Raw genomic sequence first — 17,617 nt, forward strand, 5'->3', positions numbered from 1 at the left:
AGGCAGGATGGAGGCATGCAGACGCCAGACCCCGCCGACCCCCGGCCGACACCTCCGTCCGGTGCCGCCCGAGACGGTCGCGGCAAGGCAGGCGGTACGGCGGGACCTGGCGCGGGCGAACGCCGTACGGACGGGAAGAAGTCGGCCGGCGAACGGATCGGCGCTGCGCGCGAGCGACTGGGCACGGCGGGGCGGAAGTTCAGCCGGGCCTCGAAGGTCGGCGCGACCGGAGTCGCGGCGGCTTCGAAGAAGACCGCGAGTGTCGGCGGGACCGTCGGGCGCTGGACCGGGCGACGGATCAGCGGGCTGACCGGGGCGCAGGGTGCGCGCGAGTCGGGGTTGCAGCGGCTGATCGAGTTGGCCGCGGTGAACGCGGCCGGTGACACAGCGTTCGCGGTGTCGCTCGCGGGGACTGTGTTCTTCACTGTGCCGAGTGATCAGGCGCGGGACCGGGTCGCGCTGTTCTTGCTGCTGACGATGGCGCCGTTCGCGTTGATGGCTCCGCTGATCGGGCCGATCCTGGACCGCTTCCGGCACGGTCGGCGGTGGGCGATCGGCGCGACGCTGGGCGCACGCGCGTTCTTGGTGTGGGGGCTGGCTTCGTCGATCACGGACAGCAGTTCGGTCTGGTTGTATCCGGCGGCGCTGGGTTGTTTGGTCGCCTCGAAGGCGTACGGCGTGACGCGGGCCTCCGCCGTACCGCGGTTGCTGCCGAAGGAGATCACGCTCGTCACGGCCAACTCGCGGATCTCGCTGGCCGGTGTCGCCGGCGCGACGGTTGGTGCCGGGATCGCGGGTGCCTTTGCGGCGATCGGGCCGCAGTGGTCGCTGCGCTGGGCCGCGCTGGTCTATCTGGTCGGGCTGATTCTGGCGATCCGGCTGCCGGCCGCGGTCGACTCACCGGCCGGCGAAGAAGTCACCGGTACGGCGGGGCGCGAGATGCGGCGGAAGGCGATCACCGCGGCCGTGGCGCGTGGAATCCGCTGCAACCTGGGGCTGCGGTTCGTCTCTGGCTTTTTGACTATGTATCTGGCGTTCCTGCTGCGGGACCAGCCGATCGCCGGGATCAACGGCACGGTCGCGGCCGGTGCGGTGGTCGCGGCGGCCGGTATCGGCAACAGCCTCGGCACGCTGGCCGGTTCGTTGCTCAAGGCCCGAAAACCGGAGACCGTCGTACTGGTTGTGCTGCTCGCGGACGCCACGATCGCGGTTCTGGTGGCGGTGTTCTACGGGTTCCCGATCTTGATCGCGCTTGGTCTGGTCGCGGGTTCGTGCAGTTCGCTGGGCAAGTTGTCGCTGGACGCGATGATCCAGCGCGACGTACCGGAGACTGTGCGTACGTCGGTCTTCGCGCGCTCGGAGACCGTGCTGCAGCTGTCGTGGGTGATCGGTGGCGGCTGCGGGATCGTGCTGCCGCTCATCCCCCGGCTGGGCTTCGGGTTCCTGACGGCTGTGCTGCTGGTCGCTGTGTTCTTGGTGCTGCGGATGAAGCCGTCCGGGATCCCCGGGGTCGGCGGTCGGCCGCGCAAGCCTGGCTCGCCCGGTCCGCGGCCCCCGAAGCCCTCCTCGGAAGCCGGTACGTCGCGGACGGTTGTCACCACGAGCATCGCCGAGCAACGCGCCCACCGGACCGAACGTCCTGACGAGCCGGAGCCGACTATTGAGGTACAGCTCGACGATGAGAAGCCGGCCGGGCGGTGGTGGAGCGGTCAGCCGGACGATGACACGCTCGAAGATCAGGCCCCGTGGTCCAAGGACCCCACTGTGGAGAACCCCCGCCGCCCCGACGGCCGGTAGTCCTTCTGCTGTTAGTGGTCGGCGGCGGCGAGTTGGGCGGACGGCGCCGTGGGGTCGGCCGGGCTGGAGGTCTGGCGCTCGGGGGCGGCGGTGGCACCTGAGCCAGTCCTGCGGAGGGCGAGGGTGGTGAGAACGGCCGTCGCCAGCAGAAGGACGGCTCCTACTACCGAGATGGTGTTGAGGGAGTGGGTGAACGCCTGGCGGGCGGTCAACAGGAGGGCTTCGGCTGCGGCGGCGGGGAGGTGGGGCGCGGCGGCTGCGGCGGCGGGGAGGCCTTCGCGGAGGGCGGCGGTGGCATCGGCGGGGAGGTCGGCTCGGTAGGCGGCGGTGCCGATCGAGCCCAGTACGGCGATGCCCAGGGCGCCGCCGAACTCGCTGCAGGTTTCCATGACGGCGGAGGCGGAGCCGGCGCGTTCCGGCGAGACCGAGCCGACGATGGTTTCGGTGACCAGGGACATCACCATGACGAGACCGGCGGCGAGCAGGCCCGCGCCGCTGAGGATGACTGCGAGCGAAGACTCGACGCGCACCTGAGTCAGTACGACGAAGCCGCCGGCGGCGAGGACGAAGGCGCCGCCGGTCACGTAGGCGCGGTTGATGCGCTTGGCGAGTGCGGCCGCGAGTGGCGCTGCACCGCCGACCACCACTGACGGAGCGAGCGACCAGAGCGCGGCTTTCAGGGGCGACAAACCCTGCACCAGCTGCAGGTACTGGGTCATGAAGATCGCGTTGCCGACCAGCGCCAGCGTGCCGATCGTGTTGGCGGCCAGTGATCCGCTGAACGCGCGGTTGCGGAACATCCCCAGCTCGATCATCGGGTACGCCGCCGTCCGCTGCCGCTGCACGAACAGCACGCCGAACACCAGTCCGGCGACGATCGCCAGCACCGGCAGGAACGCCGTACCGTGTGCGGCCAGTTCCTTGATCCCCCAGATGATCGGCAGTACGGCGGCCAGCGACAACACCGAGCCGATCAGGTCGAACCGGCCGCCGGCCGGCGCCTTGAACTCGGGCAGCAGTACCGGCGCGAGGACCAGCAGCAGAAGCATCGCCGGGATGTTGGCGAGGAAGACCGAGCCCCACCAGAAGTGCTCGAGCAGGAAGCCGCCGAAGACCGGGCCGAGCGAGATCCCGCCCATCATCACCGCGCTCCAGAACGCGATCGCCTTCTGCCGTTGACCGGCGTCGTGGAACATGTTGCGGATCAGCGCCAGGGTCGAAGGCATCAGCGTCGCACCGCCGATCCCGAGCACCGCCCGGGCGGCGATCAGCTGTTCCGGGTTCTGCGCGTACGCCGCCGCCACCGAGGCGAGGCCGAACGCGATCGCGCCGAAGATCAGCAACCGGCGCCGGCCGATCCGATCGCCGAGCGAGCCCATCGTGATCAGCAGCCCGGCCAGCACGAACCCGTAGATGTCGAAGATCCACAGCTGCTCGGTCGCGGTCACCCCGAGATCACCCGAGATGTACGGAACGGCGAAGTACAGCACCGACACGTCCATCGACACCAGCAGCAGCGGCAGTGCGAGCACACCGAGCGCGATCCATTCCTTGCGCCCGGCCCGTTCCGTCGTCGACCCCATGACACCCCTCCGAAACTTATCTGTGTACGACGCACACTGTGTGCGCCATACGCAGACCATAGCGAGATCTGTCTATGATGTAAACAGTCAGCCGTCGAGAGGGGTCTGGGCATGGAGCTACCGCGGGTGCTGGAACAGCTGTGGGGCATCGAGGGACCGGCCCGGCCGGGGCCGAAGCCCACGTTTCAGCTGAGCGATATCGGCGCGGCCGCGGTGGAGCTGGCCGACGCGGGCGGACTGGCGGCGGTCTCGATGAGCAAGGTGGCGGCCGCGCTCGGCTTCACCACGATGTCGCTCTACCGGTACGTCGACTCCAAGGACGACCTCTACACGGTCATGCTCGAGTACGCGTTCGGCGACGCCCCGGCCCTGCCCGGCGACACCTGGCGCGAGCGGATCGTGGCGTGGTCGGAGGCCTTCCGGGACGCGCTCCGGGCGCATCCGTGGATCCTGCAGGTACCGATCACCGACCCGCCGCTCTCACCCCGGCAGCTGAGCTGGCTGGAGGCAGGGTTACTGGCGTTCCACGACACGCCGCTGGGGGCCACCGAGAAGTTGTCGGCGATGTTGCTCTTGAACGTCTACGTCCGCGGCGTCTTCCAGATGACCGTTCACCAGTTCACCGAGACTCCCGAGGAGTCCGCGGCCGCCACCCAGCGCTACACCGACCGGCTCCGGCTGCTGGCGACCGAGGACCGGTTCCCGGCGATCGCCGGCGGCCTGCGGCAGCCGGAGGACTTCGATGTCGACTTCGACGCCGACGGATTCGCCGACGGCCTGGAGACCGTGCTCGACGGTATCCAGGCGCGGATCGACAAGAAGCAGCGGTAGGTCAGACGTCGAGTTTGTCGGCGACGCCGCGCAGTACGGTCGCGACCTGGCGGGCGGCCTTGCCGTCCGGCTGCCGGCCGCGGCGGTAGTTCTCCCCGAGGTTGTCGAGGAGCTTGATCAGGTCCTCGATGACGAGCTGCATCTCCTCCGGCTTGGGCCGCATCGCCTTGGCCACCGACGGCGGCGGGTCGATCAGCCGGACCTGCAGGGCCTGCTCGCCCTTGCGGCCCTCGACAACACCGAACTCGACCTTCTGGCCGGGCTTGAGGTTGGTCACGCCGGCCGGCAGCGCCTCGGCGCGGACGTAGACGTCACCGCCCTCTTCCTTGCTGAGGAAGCCGAACCCCTTCTCGGAGTCATACCACTTGACCTTGCCAACGGGCACGGGAACCTCTTCAGAGTGAATCGTGGGAAGAACGGATCGGGCGGGCGGCCCGACCGGTTACCCAGGGTACGTGAACGGGCCGCGGAGCGCCCCTGGGAAATTACCGGTACTTGTCCGGATCCTTCAGTCGCTCGTTCATCGAACCGGACCGGAACCCCCGCGGGTCGACCCGGGCGGCGGTGAAGCCTTCGGCCATGACCGCATTGACCAGCTCCTGGTGATCCACGCGGGCGACCAGGTCGTGGTCGATCTCGATACTCGCGGCCTCGCCCAGGTCGCGGACGCGCACGTTCTGCACGCCGTACGACGAGAGCCGGGACCGGATCGCGGCCTCGGCCCGGTCGACCCGGGCCAGCAGGTTCGGCGTGATCCGGATCCCGTACGCGATCCGGCTGGACAGGCAGGCCGCGGCCGGCTTGTCCGAGGTCGCGAGCCCCCAGCTGCGGGACGCCTCACGGATCTGCCCCTTGGTCAGCCGCGCGTCCTTCAGCGGCGTGATCGCGCCCCGCTCGTGCGCGGCCCGGATCCCCGGCCGGAACCCGGCGATCGCGTCGTCGGCGTTCGTCCCGGTCGCGATCGCGGTGATCCCGAACTCGTCGGCGATCGGCTGCAGGGTCTCGACCAGCTCGGCCTTGCAGAAGTAGCAGCGGTCCCCCGCGTTGGCCTGGTAGCCCTCGCGCTCCATCTCGTGCGTGTGCGGCGTGACGTGGCGGACGCCGAGACTGTCGGCGAACCGGGCGGCCGGCTCCAGCTCCGCGTCCGGGAGGCTGGGCGAGATCGCCGTCGCGGCGACCACGTTCGCCGGGCCGATCGCGCGGGCCGCGGCGGCCAGCAGGAACGCCGAGTCGGCGCCGCCGCTGAACGCGACCACCAGCTTGTCGTAGCCCGACAGCCGCTTCATCAGCGCTTCCAGCCGCCGCTCGAGCACATACGCGTCGAGCCAGGCCGGGAACTCGGTCAGATCGTTCAGTACGACGTCCGCGCCGTACGCGCGTAGCTCGTCCGCCGTGAACGGGCCGGTCGCCACCGCCACCGCCACCGCTCCGGCCGCCTGCGCGCCGTCGATGTCGGCCGTGTGGTCCCCGACGAAAATCGTCGCGTGGTGCTCGCGCAGCGCCGTGCCCTTCTCGGCTCCGTGCAGGTCGCCAACCGGCTCGTCGACATCCAGTCCGAGGTGCTCGAGGTGCAGCCGCACGGACGGCGTGTACTTGGCCGACACCACCATCGTGCGCCCGCGCAAGGCCCGGACCGCGGCCAGCGACTCGGCAACCCCCGGCAGCGGCAGGCTGCCCGTGATCGCGTGCGACGGGTAGTGCTCGCGGTACCGCGAGACCATCGCGTCGACCTGGTCGGCCGGGAACCAGTTGGCCATCTCCCAGGTCAGCGGCGGCCCGAGCCGGCTCACCACGAGCTCGGAGTCGATCGCGACGCCGGTCTCCGCGGCCAGCAGGTCCCAGACGGCCTGGATCCCCGGGCGCGAGTCGATCAGCGTCATGTCCAGGTCGAACCCGACGACAAGCTCCGGTACGTCGAAGGTCGCGGCGGCGGGTTTGATCTCGGCGGTTGACACGTCCCCAACCCTACGTCCTGCCGCCGACAGCCCGGTCTCGCATCCCGAAACGGCCGTTAAGTGCAGTAAATCAGTTGGATTATAGAGATTAACCCCCTGGAGGAACTCATGACCGCTCAGCTCGAAGCCCCTACCGTCACCGTGACCAAGGCCGGAGGCGCGATCGGCGCCGTCGTCGGCAACGTGCAGCTCGGCGGCGACCTGGCACCGGAGACCGTGGCCGCGATCCGGCAGGCGCTGCTCGACCACAAGGTGATCTTCTTCCGCGACCAGCACCACCTCGACGACGCCGGCCAGCTCGCCTTCGCACAACTCCTCGGTACGCCGACACTCGCGCACCCGACCTCGAAAAGCCTGGACGGCGCGGCGAACGTCCTGCCCATCGACTCCGACTACGGCAAGGCGAACAGCTGGCACACCGACGTCACGTTCGTCGACCGAATCCCCGCGATCAGTCTGCTGCGCGCGGTCACGCTCCCGCCGTACGGTGGCGCGACCACGTGGGCCAACACCGTTACGGCGTACGCGAAACTGCCCGCTGCACTGCAAGCACTGGTTGACCGGCTCTGGGCAGTACACAGCAACGTCTACGACTACGCCGGCGCGGCCGACGAGGTCCGGATCGGCGGAGTCGACGTCAAGGTCGAGACGCACCGCAAGCAGTTCGTGTCGCAGCTGTTCGAGACCGAGCACCCGGTGGTGCGCATCCACCCGGAGACCGGTGAGCGTTCGCTGGTGCTCGGCCACTTCGTACGGCGTTTCGTCGGTTTCACCTCGGCCGAAACGACCGCACTGTTCCAGCTGCTGCAGAACAGGATCACCAACCTCGACAACACCGTCCGCTGGCAGTGGCAGCCGGGCGACCTCGCGATCTGGGACAACCGCGCGACCCAGCACTACGGCGTCGCCGACTACGACGACCAGCCGCGCCGGCTGCACCGCATCACGCTGGCGGGCGACGTACCGGTGAGTGTCGACGGAGTCCGCAGTACACCCAGGACCGGCGACGCGACGCACTACTCCTCACTTGACAACTAACAACGCACTGTCCGAGCACTTGACACTTTGGACGATTCTGTAAACCATCGTCGGCATGGACTCGTTCGCGGACCGAACCAAGCGGCGGCTGCGCGACGAGCTGCTGGATGCCGCGTACGACGCGATCGTGTCGGGCGGGTACGACGGGCTCCGGATGGCCGAGGTGGCTCGGCGTACCGGAGTCTCCCGGCAGACGGTCTACAACGAGTTCAGCGATAAGTGGGGACTGCTGCAGGCGGTCACCAACCGTGAGACGGAACGGTTCCTGCTGGACGTGAACGCGGCACTCGCCGCAGCGCCCGACCCGATCGCCGGTTTGCAGGCCGCGGTCGAGCGGGCGCTCGCACTGGCCGGGGAGAACCCGCTGGTGAAAGCGATGCTGGGACAGCCGGGATCGGACCAGGCCAGCCAGCTGCTGACGACACGGGGGCAGCAGCTGCTGGAGGTGAGTCACCAAGCGCTGGGCGCCCACGTTCGTGAGCACTGGCCCGAGGTGCCACCGCAGGACGCGACCAGCTGCGTCGACATCGCACTACGCGTTGTCCTCAGCCACATCGTGACGCCGGGGCCCCCACCCGCGGCAGTGGCGGCGCAGCTGGCTCGCGTCCTGACTCCCTTCCTACAGTCGGCAACCAGGAGGCAGTGATGACGAATCCGTTGCACAGACAGGGTTTCAGCTCTCTGAAGTCAGGTGGCCTCAACTGGGACGCGCTGCCGCTGCGGCTGTTCGACAAGGGCAACCGCAAGTTCTGGAACCCACGTGACATCGACTTCACCCAGGACGCTGCCGACTGGCAGGAGATGAGCGACAACGACAAGGACAACGCGCTCATGCTCTGCTCACAGTTCATCGCGGGCGAGGAGGCCGTCACCGAGGACCTGCAGCCGTTCCTGCAAGCGATGGCGGCGGAGGGCCGGTTCGGCGACGAGATGTACCTGACGCAGTTCTGTTTCGAGGAGGCCAAGCACACTGCGGTCTTCCGGCTGTGGCTGGACGCCATCGGCGTCACCGAGGACCTGCACCGGTACGTCGAGACCAATCCGGGCTACCGGGCGATCTTCTACGAGGCTCTGCCGGTCGCACTCAAGTCACTGGCCGAAGACCCGTCCCCGGCCAACCAGGTGCGCGCATCAGTCACCTACAACCACGTGGTCGAAGGCACGCTCGCCCTGACCGGCTACCACGCCTGGAACCTGCTCTGTACGTCGCGCGGTGTACTGCCGGGCATGCAGGAGCTGATCCGCCGGATCGGTGACGACGAACGCCGCCACATGGCCTGGGGCACGTTCACATGCCGCCGGCACGTGGCTGCCGACGAGTCGAACTGGAAGGTCGTCACCGACACCATGGAGGAGCTGCTGCCCCACGCGCTCGTCCAGATCCAGTGGGCCCTCGACAACTCCCCCGCACTCCCGCCTGAGATCAATCCGACCGCTCTGATGACGTACGCCGGCGACCGCGCCACCCGGCGCCTCGGCGCGATCGAGTCCGCGGTCGGTGCCGACGTGGCAGGTATCGACCTCGACTACTCGCCGGAACGCCTCGAGGACGTCTTCGGCGACGAGGACTCCGCCGCGCTCGCCGCGGTGCGCTAGAGCCCGAGCAGGCCGACCGACTTCTCGCGCATCTCGACCTTGCGGATCTTCCCGGTGACCGTCATCGGGAAGTCGTCGACGAGCAGCACGTACTTGGGGATCTTGAAGCGGGCCAGCTTGCCGGTGGCGAACTCGCGAACGGCGTCGGCGTCGAGCGGGTCGGCGCCCGGCTTGAGCTTGATCCAGGCACAGAGCTCCTCGCCGTACTTGTCGTCCGGTACGCCGATCACCTGGACGTCGGCGATCGAGGGGTGCGTGTAGAGGAACTCCTCGATCTCCCGCGGGTACACGTTCTCGCCACCGCGGATCACCATGTCCTTGATCCGGCCGACAATGTTCACGTACCCGTCCTCGCGCATCACCGCCAGGTCGCCGGTGTGCATCCAGCGGGCTTGGTCGATCGCCTCGGCGGTCTTCTCCGGTTCGTCCCAGTAGCCGAGCATGACGGAGTACCCGCGAGTGCACAGCTCGCCCGGCTCACCGCGCTCGACCACCAGGCCGGTGGCCGGGTCCACGAGCTTCACCTCGACATGCGGCATCACGCGCCCGACTGTCGACGTACGGCGGTCCAGGTCGTCGTCACGGCGGGTCTGCGTGGACACCGGCGAGGTCTCGGTCATGCCGTAGCAGATGGCCACCTCAGCCATGTGCATGTCGGCCACGCACCGTTTCATCACCTCGACCGGGCAGGGCGACCCAGCCATCACGCCGGTGCGCAATGTGGAGAGGTCGTACTCCTCGAAGTTCGGTAGACCGAGCTCCGCGATGAACATCGTCGGTACGCCGTACAGCGCGGTGCAGCGCTCGTCCTGCACAGCCTGCAGTGTCGCAGCGGGGTCGAACGCCGGACCGGGGATCACCATGCACGCACCGTGCGTCGTACAGCCCAGGTTGGCCATCACCATGCCGAAGCAGTGGTAGAAGGGCACGGGGATGCACAGGCGGTCGTCGGCGGTGAAAGCGATCGTCTCGGTGACGAAGAAGCCGTTGTTGAGGATGTTGTGGTGGCTGAGCGTTGCACCCTTCGGGAAGCCCGTGGTGCCGCTCGTGTACTGGATGTTGATCGGGTCGTCGAACGACAGCTCTCGGGTCCGCTGCTCCAGCTCGTCGTCGCTCACCCGCGCCGCCGCGTCCCGCAGGCTGTCCCAGTCACCTGTGCCGATGTAGACGGTCTCCTCGAGCGCTGCGCAGTCCGGACGCACCTCGTCGACCATGGCGCGGTAGTCGCTGGTCTTGAACTCGGTGGCCGAGATCAGCAGCCGCACGCCGGACTGGTTCAGCGCGTAGGCCAGCTCGTGCGTCCGGTACGCCGGGTTGATGTTCACCAGGATGGCGCCGACCGTCGCGGTCGCGTACTGCGTGATCGTCCACTCGGCGCAGTTCGGCGCCCAGATGCCGACCCGGTCGCCCTTGGCGATCCCCCGCGCCAGCAAGCCCTTCGCCACCAGGTCCACTTCAGCCCCGAACTCGGCGTACGTCCAGCGTCTGCCGCTCTGCACCTCCACGAGCGCGTCACGGTCGCCGTACTGCTCGACGGTGCGGCGCAGGTTCGCGCCGATCGTCTCTCCGAGCAGCGGTACGTCTGAGGTCCCCGAGGCATACGAAGGCAGGCTCATGCCAGTCATCGTGACCCGGTTCAGATGTGCCTGCAAGAGTGCCAGACTGACCGCCATGGAGACTGGGGTAACAGTTGTCGGGTCAGGACAGGTCAGTGCGGCACCTGATGTTTTGCGGGTGTCGTTGAGCGTGGAGCACGTCGCGCCGGACGTGGCGGCAGCGGTCGCACAGGTGGCGGAGCGCACCGACGCTGTGATCGCGGCGCTGCGCGGGCAGGGCCTTGAAGCGGCCGACATCAGTACGACGACGGTGAACGTCTACCAGGAGTACCGCGAGCCAGGGACCGCTGCGGCGTTCCGGGGCGCGCACCAGCTCACCGTGACCACCCGGGACCTCACCGGCTTCGGCACGCTGCTCAACGCAGCCGTCGAGGCAGCCGGCAACAGTCTGGGGCTGCAGTCCCTGCAGTTCGACGTACTGGACAAGTCTGGACTGCTGACCCGTGCACGGGAGCTGGCGTTCCGGCAGGCGCAGGAGAAGGGCACCGAGCTGGCCGCCCTGGCCGGCTACTCCCTCGGCTCGGTCTCCTCCATCAGCGAGACCTACAGCCACGCCCCGATCCGCGAGGTCGCCCTGGCCGGCGCCGCCAAGGCCTTCGACGCCGCCTCCATCAACATCAGCCCCGGCGACCACTCCGTCGAGGTCTCCCTCGAAGTCCACTTCTCCTGGGCCTGACAGACTTCTCTCATGTATGCACCAGCGCCACTGAAGCGGCAGTTGAACCGGTCCGGGCTTTTATTGCTCGGACCGGCCTTTGTGGCGGCTGTCGCCTACGTCGATCCGGGCAACTTCGCGACCAACATCGCGGCCGGGGCGACGTACGGATATTTGCTGTGCTGGGTGGTTGTCGGGGCGAACCTGATGGCCGTGCTGGTGCAGTATCTGGCGGCGAAGGCGTCGATCGCGACCGGGCGGACGCTGCCGCAGTTGTGCCGCGACCACTTCCGGCGGTCCACGTCGACGGGGTTGTGGGCGCAGGCTGAGCTGGTTGCTGTCGCCACCGACCTGGCCGAGGTGGTGGGTGGCGCGATCGCGCTGAACCTGTTGTTCGGGATTCCGTTGCTGCTGGGCGGTGTGATCACCGGTGCGGTCTCGTTCGGCCTGCTGATCTACCAGTCCAAGCGCGGGCAGCGGCCGTTCGAGACTGCGATCATCGGGCTGCTGGCCGTCGTTCTGGTCGGTTTCGTGGTCTCTACGATCCAGTCGCAGCCGTCCGCGTCCGGTGTGATCGGTGGGCTGGTACCGCGGCTGGACGGCGTGCAGTCGCTGGTGCTGGCGGCCGGCATGCTGGGAGCGACAGTGATGCCGCATGCGATCTGGCTGCACGGCGCACTGGTCACGGACCGGCACGGGAAGTCGATTCGCTCCACCGCAGGCAAGAACCGCGTGCTGAAGGCGACCCGGACCGACGTGGCTGTCGCCATGGCACTGGCCGGCGCAGTCAACCTGGCCATGGTCGTCCTGGCAGCCGCTGCGCTCAGCGGGAGTGGGGCTGACTCACTGGATGCCGCGCACGCAGCGATCGGCGACCGGCTCGGTCACTTCTCGGCACTGCTGTTCGCGCTCGCTCTGCTGGCCAGCGGCTTCGCCTCGTCATCCGTCGGCACGTACGCCGGTTCTGTGATCCTGGACGGGTTCTGGCAGCGCAAGGTGCCGCTCTGGGCCCGGCGGCTCGTCACCTTGGTTCCGGCACTGCTGATCCTCGCAATCGGCATCGACCCCAGCCGGGCGCTGGTGGTGTCCCAGGTCGTGCTGAGCTTCGGCATCCCGTGCGCACTGTGGCCCCTGGTGCGGTTGACCGCGTCCCGGCGCGTCATGGGCCACCTGGTTAACCGCAAAGCGACTACTCTCGCGGCATGCCTGGTAGCCACCGCCGTCACCGCGCTGAACGTCGTACTGATCGTTCTGACCGTTCGGGGCTGAGATGACGCGGGTTTTCGCGGTCAGCGACATCCACGGGCACCCCGAGAAGCTGCAGGCCTCGCTGCTGGCGGCCGGGCTGACCGATGCCGAGGGCAACTGGTCCGGCACGGACGCGCGGCTGTGGGTGCTCGGCGACTTCTTCGACCGTGGCCCGGACGGCATCGGCGCCCTGCGCTATGTGCGCGGTCTGGTCGACCAGGCACCCGACGGCGCGGTCAACGTGCTGCTCGGAAACCACGAGATCCTCGCGCTGGGGATGCGCAAGTTCGGCGACACGTTCGTCCCGCACGAGGGCATCACCAGCCGCAGCTTCGAGCGCTCCTGGGCGCTGAACGGCGGCCAGGACCGCGACCAGGAGCTGTTCACCGACGACGACGCCGACTGGCTGCTCGAGCAGCCGCTGCTCGGGCTGGACGCCGACCACCTGCTGATGCACTCCGACACCGCGGAGTACGTCGAGTGGGGCGACACCCTCGAGCAGATCAACAACCGCGCCCGCACCGACCTGCACAGCGACGACATCGTGGTCTGGTGGGAGATCTGGCGCCGGATGACGTCGCGCTACGCCTTCCGCGGCGAGAGTGGCCCGGAGGTGGCGCGGATCATGCTGCAGGCCCTCGGCGGCCGGCGGATCGTGCACGGCCACAGCATCGTCGCCGACATGCTGCACATCTCGCCGGAGTTCCTCACCGGCCCGCACCTGTACGCCGACGGCCTGGTGCTCGGCATCGACGGCGGAGCGTTCGACGGCGGGCCCTGCCTGGTCGTAGAGCTCGAAGAGCCGTAGGGAATGCGCGTGGTCGCGCGGTGGTTGGCACGGGTTATGGCGGAGATGACGCGCAAGATCCCAGGCCCGGACCACCCGATCACCATCGCGAAGAACCCGGACCGCGTGGTGGTGAAGCTCGGCGACCAGGTGCTCGCGGACACCCGTGACGCGCTGTCGCTGCAGGAGTCGACGTACCCGGCGGTGCAGTACATCCCCCGGGACGACGTCGACTTCGCACTGCTCGAGCGCACCGAGCACACGACGTACTGCCCGTACAAGGGCGACGCGTCGTACTACAGCATCCGGCCGGCCGGCGCCGCCGGTGTGAACGCGGTCTGGACCTACGAGCAGCCGTACGACGCGGTCGCCGACATCCGCGACCACGTGGCGTTCTACGCGGACAAGGTGTCGATCGAGATCATCGCGGACTGACCGCCTTCCCCTGCAGGAAGGCGCGCAGCACCGGCGCGAGGAACTCCGGCGGTACGACGTGGTTCTGGTCGGCGAGCTCGATCAGCGCGGCCGCCCGGAGTTGCTTCACGACGCGATAGCCGGCGTCGACCATGAACGGCGGTGACGCGGTGCCGGCGAGCACCAGTGTCGGCTGGTCGATGGCGGCCAGCAGCTCGACCGGCATCCGCCCACCAGGCGAGCCATGGTCCATCACGGCGAAGTCGTACGCGAGCGTCGGCGCCAGCTCGGCCACACCGGGCGCGGCGGCGACCTCGACGGCTTCTGGCATCGGCAGGCCCGTCATCAGCAGGAATCGCTCGACCGCCTCCTGATTGCGTCCCTCCTGCAGCAGCTCGATGACCTCTGCACCGTCCGCACTCGAGTCGACGTCGTCCGGTCCGTACGGCGGCTCGTGCAGCACCACCTTGCTGAACGGCAACCCACTGCTCGCAGCGATCGCAGTCAGTCCGGCACCGGACGAGTGTCCGTAGACCGCTGCTCGACCACCCATCGCCGCGAGTAGCGCCGCGATGTCCTCCACCTCACGCTCCACCGCGTACGGCGTACCGTCGCCGGAGTCACCGCGGCCGCGGCGGTCGTACGTGATCACGTCGAACTCACTGGCCAGCGCGACCGCCAGCGGCTTGAGCGCGTTGCGGTCGCACAGTGCGCCCGGCACGAGAATCACCGGCTCTCCGCTGCCCAGTCGCTCGTAGGCGATCGCCGTACCGTCCGCCGACGTCACATGCTCCATCGAAGTCCTCCTGCTCGTTGTCTCTGCCCCTACGTCGGAGCTGTCCGGCAGAAATCGACATGTGTCGCGGCGGGAAGTTAATTCGTGGCGCTGCCCCCCGACTGGTGGTTCACTGCGTGGCCATGATCACCACAGTCGACGAGTACCTCCACACCGTTCCCCTGTCCGGCTCCGAGCCGGAGGAGGTCGGTCCGTTCACGCTGTTCCGGAGTACGACGATCTGGCCGTACTACGCGCGTCCCCGGGCCGGTGTGACCGTCGCACCGGAGGATGTGGAGGCGGTGCGCGCCCGGTGCGCGGAACTGAACCTGCCGCTGAACTTCGAGTGGGTCGTCGAGGCGTGTCCGTCACTGGGACCGGCGGCGGCCGCAGCCGGGCTGACGGTGATCGAGCACCCGCTGCTGGTGATGGAGCGTGCTGACCTCAAGCCGGTGGCCGTGGACGCACGGGTCGAGATCCTGCCCGCCGACCCCGCCCTGGTCCGAGAAGGACGAGCTGTGCAGCACCTGGCCTTCGGCGACCCCGGTACGGCGGTTGGCGCCGGCGGACCTGTTGAGCGGGATGCGGCCGCGGCTGAGCTGACCGACGAGCTGATCGCGGGTGTGACGGACCGCATCGCGCGCGGCGTGACGGTGTCGGCCGGAGCGTTCACCGACGACGGCATGGTCGCCACCGGGCAGCACCAGCCAGTCGGACCGGCCTCGGAGATCGTCGGGGTCGCCACACTGCCCTCGATGCGCCGCCGGGGCCTGGCCGCCGCCGTCACGTCGGCACTGGCCGAGCACGCCTTCGACAACGGCGTCGAGCTGCTGCTGCTCTCGGCGGAGAGTGATGCCGTCGCAGCGGTTTACGAGCGCGTCGGCTTCCGCCGCATCGGCCACGCGGGAGCTGCGGAATAGGCCAGCGGACGGACCAGCGGTTAGTGATCGGCTGGGATGCGCCGTACCGTTGGAGGGATGACCACGTCCGAGCGGTACCGCCCACGCACGCTGGCCGAGGCGCTGCGCGGCTGGGACGACGCTGCCCTGGGGACGTTGCTCCAGCACCGGCCTGACCTGGCGATGCCGATCCCGGCCGACACCAGTCAGCTGGCTGCCCGCGCCACCACGAACGCCTCGGCGGCGCGGGCGATCAACCGGCTCGACGAGTTCGGTGTGGACCTGCTGGAGGCGCTGTCCGCGCTGCCCGAGCCGGTGACACTGGCCGATCTGGCCGCCGGGGTCGACCAGCCGGTCGAGGTCGTGCAGCCCCGGGTGACGGAGCTGCTGAACCTCGCCCTGGTCTGGGGTACCGAGGACGACCTGCGACCGATCCGGGCCGTGCACGAGCTCCTTGGGCCGACACCGGCCGGCCTCGGCCCGATCACCACCCGGCACTTCGGCGATCTGGACAAGCTGATCGAGGAGGCCGGTCCGGAAGCGCGTGAGGTGCTCGACAAGCTCACCTGGGGTCCCCCGACCGGAACGGTCGAGAAGGCCGAACGCCCGGTGACGATCGCGTCCGCACGGACCCCGGTCGAGCGCTTGCTCGCCCGCGGTCTCGTCGTACCGCGTGATCCGAACACAGTGATCCTGCCGCGGCAGATCGGACTGCACCTGCGTGGCGGACGCGTGCTTGCGTCAACGCGTCCCACACCGCCGCCGCTGGACGGCAAGACAGTGATGGCCTCGATCGTCGACCGAGCAGCCGCCGGAGCAGCGCTGGATCTGGTGCGTCTTGTCGACCGGGCACTGGAGCAGTTCGGGCTCGAACCGCCGCCGGTGCTGCGCACTGGTGGAATCGGCGTCCGGGAGCTGCGCAGCCTGGCCGGAAAGATCGGTGCGGAAGAGTCAACGACCGCAGCGGTGCTGGAGATCGCGTACGCGGCCGGACTGGTCGCTGCAGTCGAGGTCGGCACCAATGAGCTGTGGCTGCCGACGAACGCGTACGACGACTGGCTCGATCTCGATGTCGCCCATCGCTGGGCCCAGCTCGTGACAGCGTGGTTCGGCGGGATGCGCGCGATCGGGCTGATCGGTCGCCGCGACTCCGGCGGGTCGACAGCAGCTGCGCGCGAGCGGCTGATCAACGCCCTCGCACCCGACTTGGAGCGTCTGCTCGCTCCTGAGGTTCGAGTGCTTACGCTGAACGCTCTGGGCGAGACTCCGACCGGCATCGCACCAAACACGCATGCGGTGGTGACGTGGGTCGCTTGGCATCGGCCGCGGCGCGGCGGACAGTTCCGGGACGAGCTGGTCGAGTGGACGCTCACCGAAGCCGCCCTGCTCGGCTTGACCGGGCTTGGCGCGTTGGCGAGCCACGGGCGACCACTCCTCGAGCAGGAGCCGACAGTCGATGCACTGGCCAAGGCCATCGGTCCCCTCGTGCCAGAGCCGGTGTCAGAGATCTTGCTGCAGGCCGACCTGACCGCAGTGGCACCCGGACCGCTGGTTCGCTCGGTGCAGGACGACCTCTCCGCCATGGCCGATGTCGAGTCGCAGGGCGGTGCTGCGGTCTACCGCTTCAGCGAAAGCTCGGTACGGCGTGCGTTCGACCTGGGCCGGACCGCGGACCAACTGCACAAGTGGCTGGCCGAACACTCCCGTACGCCGGTGCCGCAGCCGCTGACGTACCTGGTCGACGACGTGGCCAGGCGGCACGGCGTACTGCGGTTGGGGACGGCGTCGACGTACCTGCGGTGTGATGACGAGGACGTGCTCACGCAGCTGGTGAGTTCGAACCTTCCCGGCGTGCGGTTCCGGAGACTGGCGCCGACTGTGGTCGTGTCGCCGTCGCCGCCGGACATGGTGCTCAGCCGGCTTCGCGAGGCCGGGCTGGCGCCGCTGGCCGAGACCTTCGACGGCGTGGTGCATGTGAGCACGGCTGCCACTCGGCGTGGGGACCCGCCGCGTCGCCGTACCAGCCGGGACTTCGCCGACAGCGCGGTCGACCTGACCGAGGACCAGGTGAAGGCGGTCATCGAGAAGGTGCGCGCCGGTGACCGGCTGGCCGCGGACCGCCCGGCCGACGACCTCGCCTCCGAACCGACGGCTCCGGCCGAGACGATCGCCGTACTGACCAATGCCGCCGAGGCGCACAGCCGCACCTGGATCTCGTACGTCGACCACAACGGCACCGCCTCGGAGCGGATCGTCGAGCCGACCCGGGTGGCCGACGGCTGGCTCACGGCGTACGACCCGAGCACGAACCAGCCGCACACCTACGCCCTGCACCGCATCTCCAGCGCCCGCGCTATCGAGGGCTGACCCCCGTTTGGCGGGTGGGGGCACAATGGAGGGTCGGGCATCGAGGATGGGGAGTA

At 68.9% G+C, this 17,617-nt stretch carries 16 protein-coding genes; 11 read left to right on the forward strand and 5 right to left on the reverse strand.

Annotation, left to right across the window (positions count from 1 at the left end; genetic code table 11):
• Nucleotides 1-15: 15 nt before the first annotated feature.
• Nucleotides 16-1,797 (forward strand): MFS transporter, encoded by a 1,782-nt coding sequence (locus ABZS29_RS04325; RefSeq protein WP_355458448.1) that lies wholly within the window; start codon nucleotides 16-18, stop codon nucleotides 1,795-1,797.
• A gap of 11 nt (nucleotides 1,798-1,808) precedes the next feature.
• On the opposite strand, the gene ABZS29_RS04330 is transcribed toward ABZS29_RS04325, so the two are convergent.
• Nucleotides 1,809-3,380: an MFS transporter gene (locus ABZS29_RS04330; RefSeq protein WP_355458449.1), complete on the reverse strand. Its 1,572-nt coding sequence runs from the start codon at nucleotides 3,378-3,380 to the stop codon at nucleotides 1,809-1,811.
• 111 nt (nucleotides 3,381-3,491) lie between these two features.
• Here ABZS29_RS04330 and ABZS29_RS04335 point away from each other — a divergent pair, with 111 nt between their 5' ends.
• Nucleotides 3,492-4,211, forward strand: a complete 720-nt coding sequence (locus ABZS29_RS04335) for a TetR/AcrR family transcriptional regulator (protein WP_355458451.1) — start codon at nucleotides 3,492-3,494, stop codon at nucleotides 4,209-4,211.
• A gap of 1 nt (nucleotide 4,212) precedes the next feature.
• On the opposite strand, the gene ABZS29_RS04340 is transcribed toward ABZS29_RS04335, so the two are convergent.
• Nucleotides 4,213-4,596 carry a cold-shock protein gene (locus ABZS29_RS04340; RefSeq protein WP_344144973.1) on the reverse strand — a complete coding sequence of 128 codons (384 nt, stop codon included), beginning with the start codon at nucleotides 4,594-4,596 and terminating at the stop codon, nucleotides 4,213-4,215.
• Between the two features lie 100 nt (nucleotides 4,597-4,696).
• Nucleotides 4,697-6,166: an ATP-dependent sacrificial sulfur transferase LarE gene (gene larE / locus ABZS29_RS04345; RefSeq protein WP_355458453.1), complete on the reverse strand. Its 1,470-nt coding sequence runs from the start codon at nucleotides 6,164-6,166 to the stop codon at nucleotides 4,697-4,699.
• 108 nt (nucleotides 6,167-6,274) lie between these two features.
• Between larE and ABZS29_RS04350 the strand changes: the two genes are divergently transcribed.
• Genes ABZS29_RS04350 through ABZS29_RS04360 form a run of 3 tightly spaced genes read left to right on the forward strand, consistent with a single transcriptional unit; the run spans nucleotide 6,275 to nucleotide 8,800 of the window.
• Nucleotides 6,275-7,204 (forward strand): TauD/TfdA family dioxygenase, encoded by a 930-nt coding sequence (locus tag ABZS29_RS04350; protein ID WP_355458455.1) that lies wholly within the window; start codon nucleotides 6,275-6,277, stop codon nucleotides 7,202-7,204.
• Nucleotides 7,205-7,259: 55 nt separating this feature from the next.
• On the forward strand, nucleotides 7,260-7,850 hold the full coding sequence (locus ABZS29_RS04355) for a TetR family transcriptional regulator (RefSeq protein ID WP_355458456.1): 591 nt from the start codon (nucleotides 7,260-7,262) through the stop codon (nucleotides 7,848-7,850).
• Nucleotides 7,850-8,800: a R2-like ligand-binding oxidase gene (locus ABZS29_RS04360; protein ID WP_355458457.1), complete on the forward strand. Its 951-nt coding sequence runs from the start codon at nucleotides 7,850-7,852 to the stop codon at nucleotides 8,798-8,800. Before ABZS29_RS04355 ends, ABZS29_RS04360 begins: the two co-directional genes overlap by 1 nt.
• Here ABZS29_RS04360 and ABZS29_RS04365 read toward each other — a convergent pair.
• On the reverse strand, nucleotides 8,797-10,425 hold the full coding sequence (locus ABZS29_RS04365; protein ID WP_355460820.1) for an AMP-binding protein: 1,629 nt from the start codon (nucleotides 10,423-10,425) through the stop codon (nucleotides 8,797-8,799). The two genes, ABZS29_RS04360 and ABZS29_RS04365, sit on opposite strands and share 4 nt — an antisense overlap.
• A gap of 46 nt (nucleotides 10,426-10,471) precedes the next feature.
• On the opposite strand from ABZS29_RS04365, the gene ABZS29_RS04370 reads away from it, so the two are divergent.
• Genes ABZS29_RS04370 through ABZS29_RS04385 form a run of 4 tightly spaced genes read left to right on the forward strand, consistent with a single transcriptional unit; the run spans nucleotide 10,472 to nucleotide 13,541 of the window.
• A complete protein-coding gene (locus ABZS29_RS04370; protein WP_355458459.1) occupies nucleotides 10,472-11,092 on the forward strand; it encodes an SIMPL domain-containing protein in 621 nt (206 codons plus the stop codon).
• Nucleotides 11,093-11,104: 12 nt separating this feature from the next.
• Entirely contained in the window at nucleotides 11,105-12,340 is a 1,236-nt protein-coding gene (locus ABZS29_RS04375) for an Nramp family divalent metal transporter (protein WP_355458461.1), read from the forward strand.
• Nucleotide 12,341: 1 nt separating this feature from the next.
• Nucleotides 12,342-13,127, forward strand: coding sequence for a metallophosphoesterase (locus ABZS29_RS04380; protein WP_355458463.1), 786 nt, complete (start codon nucleotides 12,342-12,344; stop codon nucleotides 13,125-13,127).
• A 36-nt stretch (nucleotides 13,128-13,163) separates the two neighbouring features.
• Nucleotides 13,164-13,541 carry a DUF427 domain-containing protein gene (locus ABZS29_RS04385; RefSeq protein WP_355458465.1) on the forward strand — a complete coding sequence of 126 codons (378 nt, stop codon included), beginning with the start codon at nucleotides 13,164-13,166 and terminating at the stop codon, nucleotides 13,539-13,541.
• On the opposite strand, the gene ABZS29_RS04390 is transcribed toward ABZS29_RS04385, so the two are convergent.
• Nucleotides 13,528-14,316, reverse strand: coding sequence for an alpha/beta hydrolase (locus ABZS29_RS04390; RefSeq protein WP_355458466.1), 789 nt, complete (start codon nucleotides 14,314-14,316; stop codon nucleotides 13,528-13,530). The genes ABZS29_RS04385 and ABZS29_RS04390 overlap by 14 nt on opposite strands.
• A gap of 122 nt (nucleotides 14,317-14,438) precedes the next feature.
• On the opposite strand from ABZS29_RS04390, the gene ABZS29_RS04395 reads away from it, so the two are divergent.
• Together ABZS29_RS04395 and ABZS29_RS04400 are read left to right on the forward strand one after the other, a co-directional pair.
• Nucleotides 14,439-15,215 (forward strand): GNAT family N-acetyltransferase, encoded by a 777-nt coding sequence (locus ABZS29_RS04395; protein WP_355458468.1) that lies wholly within the window; start codon nucleotides 14,439-14,441, stop codon nucleotides 15,213-15,215.
• A gap of 57 nt (nucleotides 15,216-15,272) precedes the next feature.
• Nucleotides 15,273-17,561: a helicase-associated domain-containing protein gene (locus tag ABZS29_RS04400; RefSeq protein ID WP_355458469.1), complete on the forward strand. Its 2,289-nt coding sequence runs from the start codon at nucleotides 15,273-15,275 to the stop codon at nucleotides 17,559-17,561.
• Nucleotides 17,562-17,617 lie beyond the last annotated feature (56 nt).

The sequence above is a fragment of the Kribbella sp. NPDC005582 genome (assembly GCF_040605415.1).
In the GTDB taxonomy this organism is placed as follows: domain Bacteria; phylum Actinomycetota; class Actinomycetes; order Propionibacteriales; family Kribbellaceae; genus Kribbella.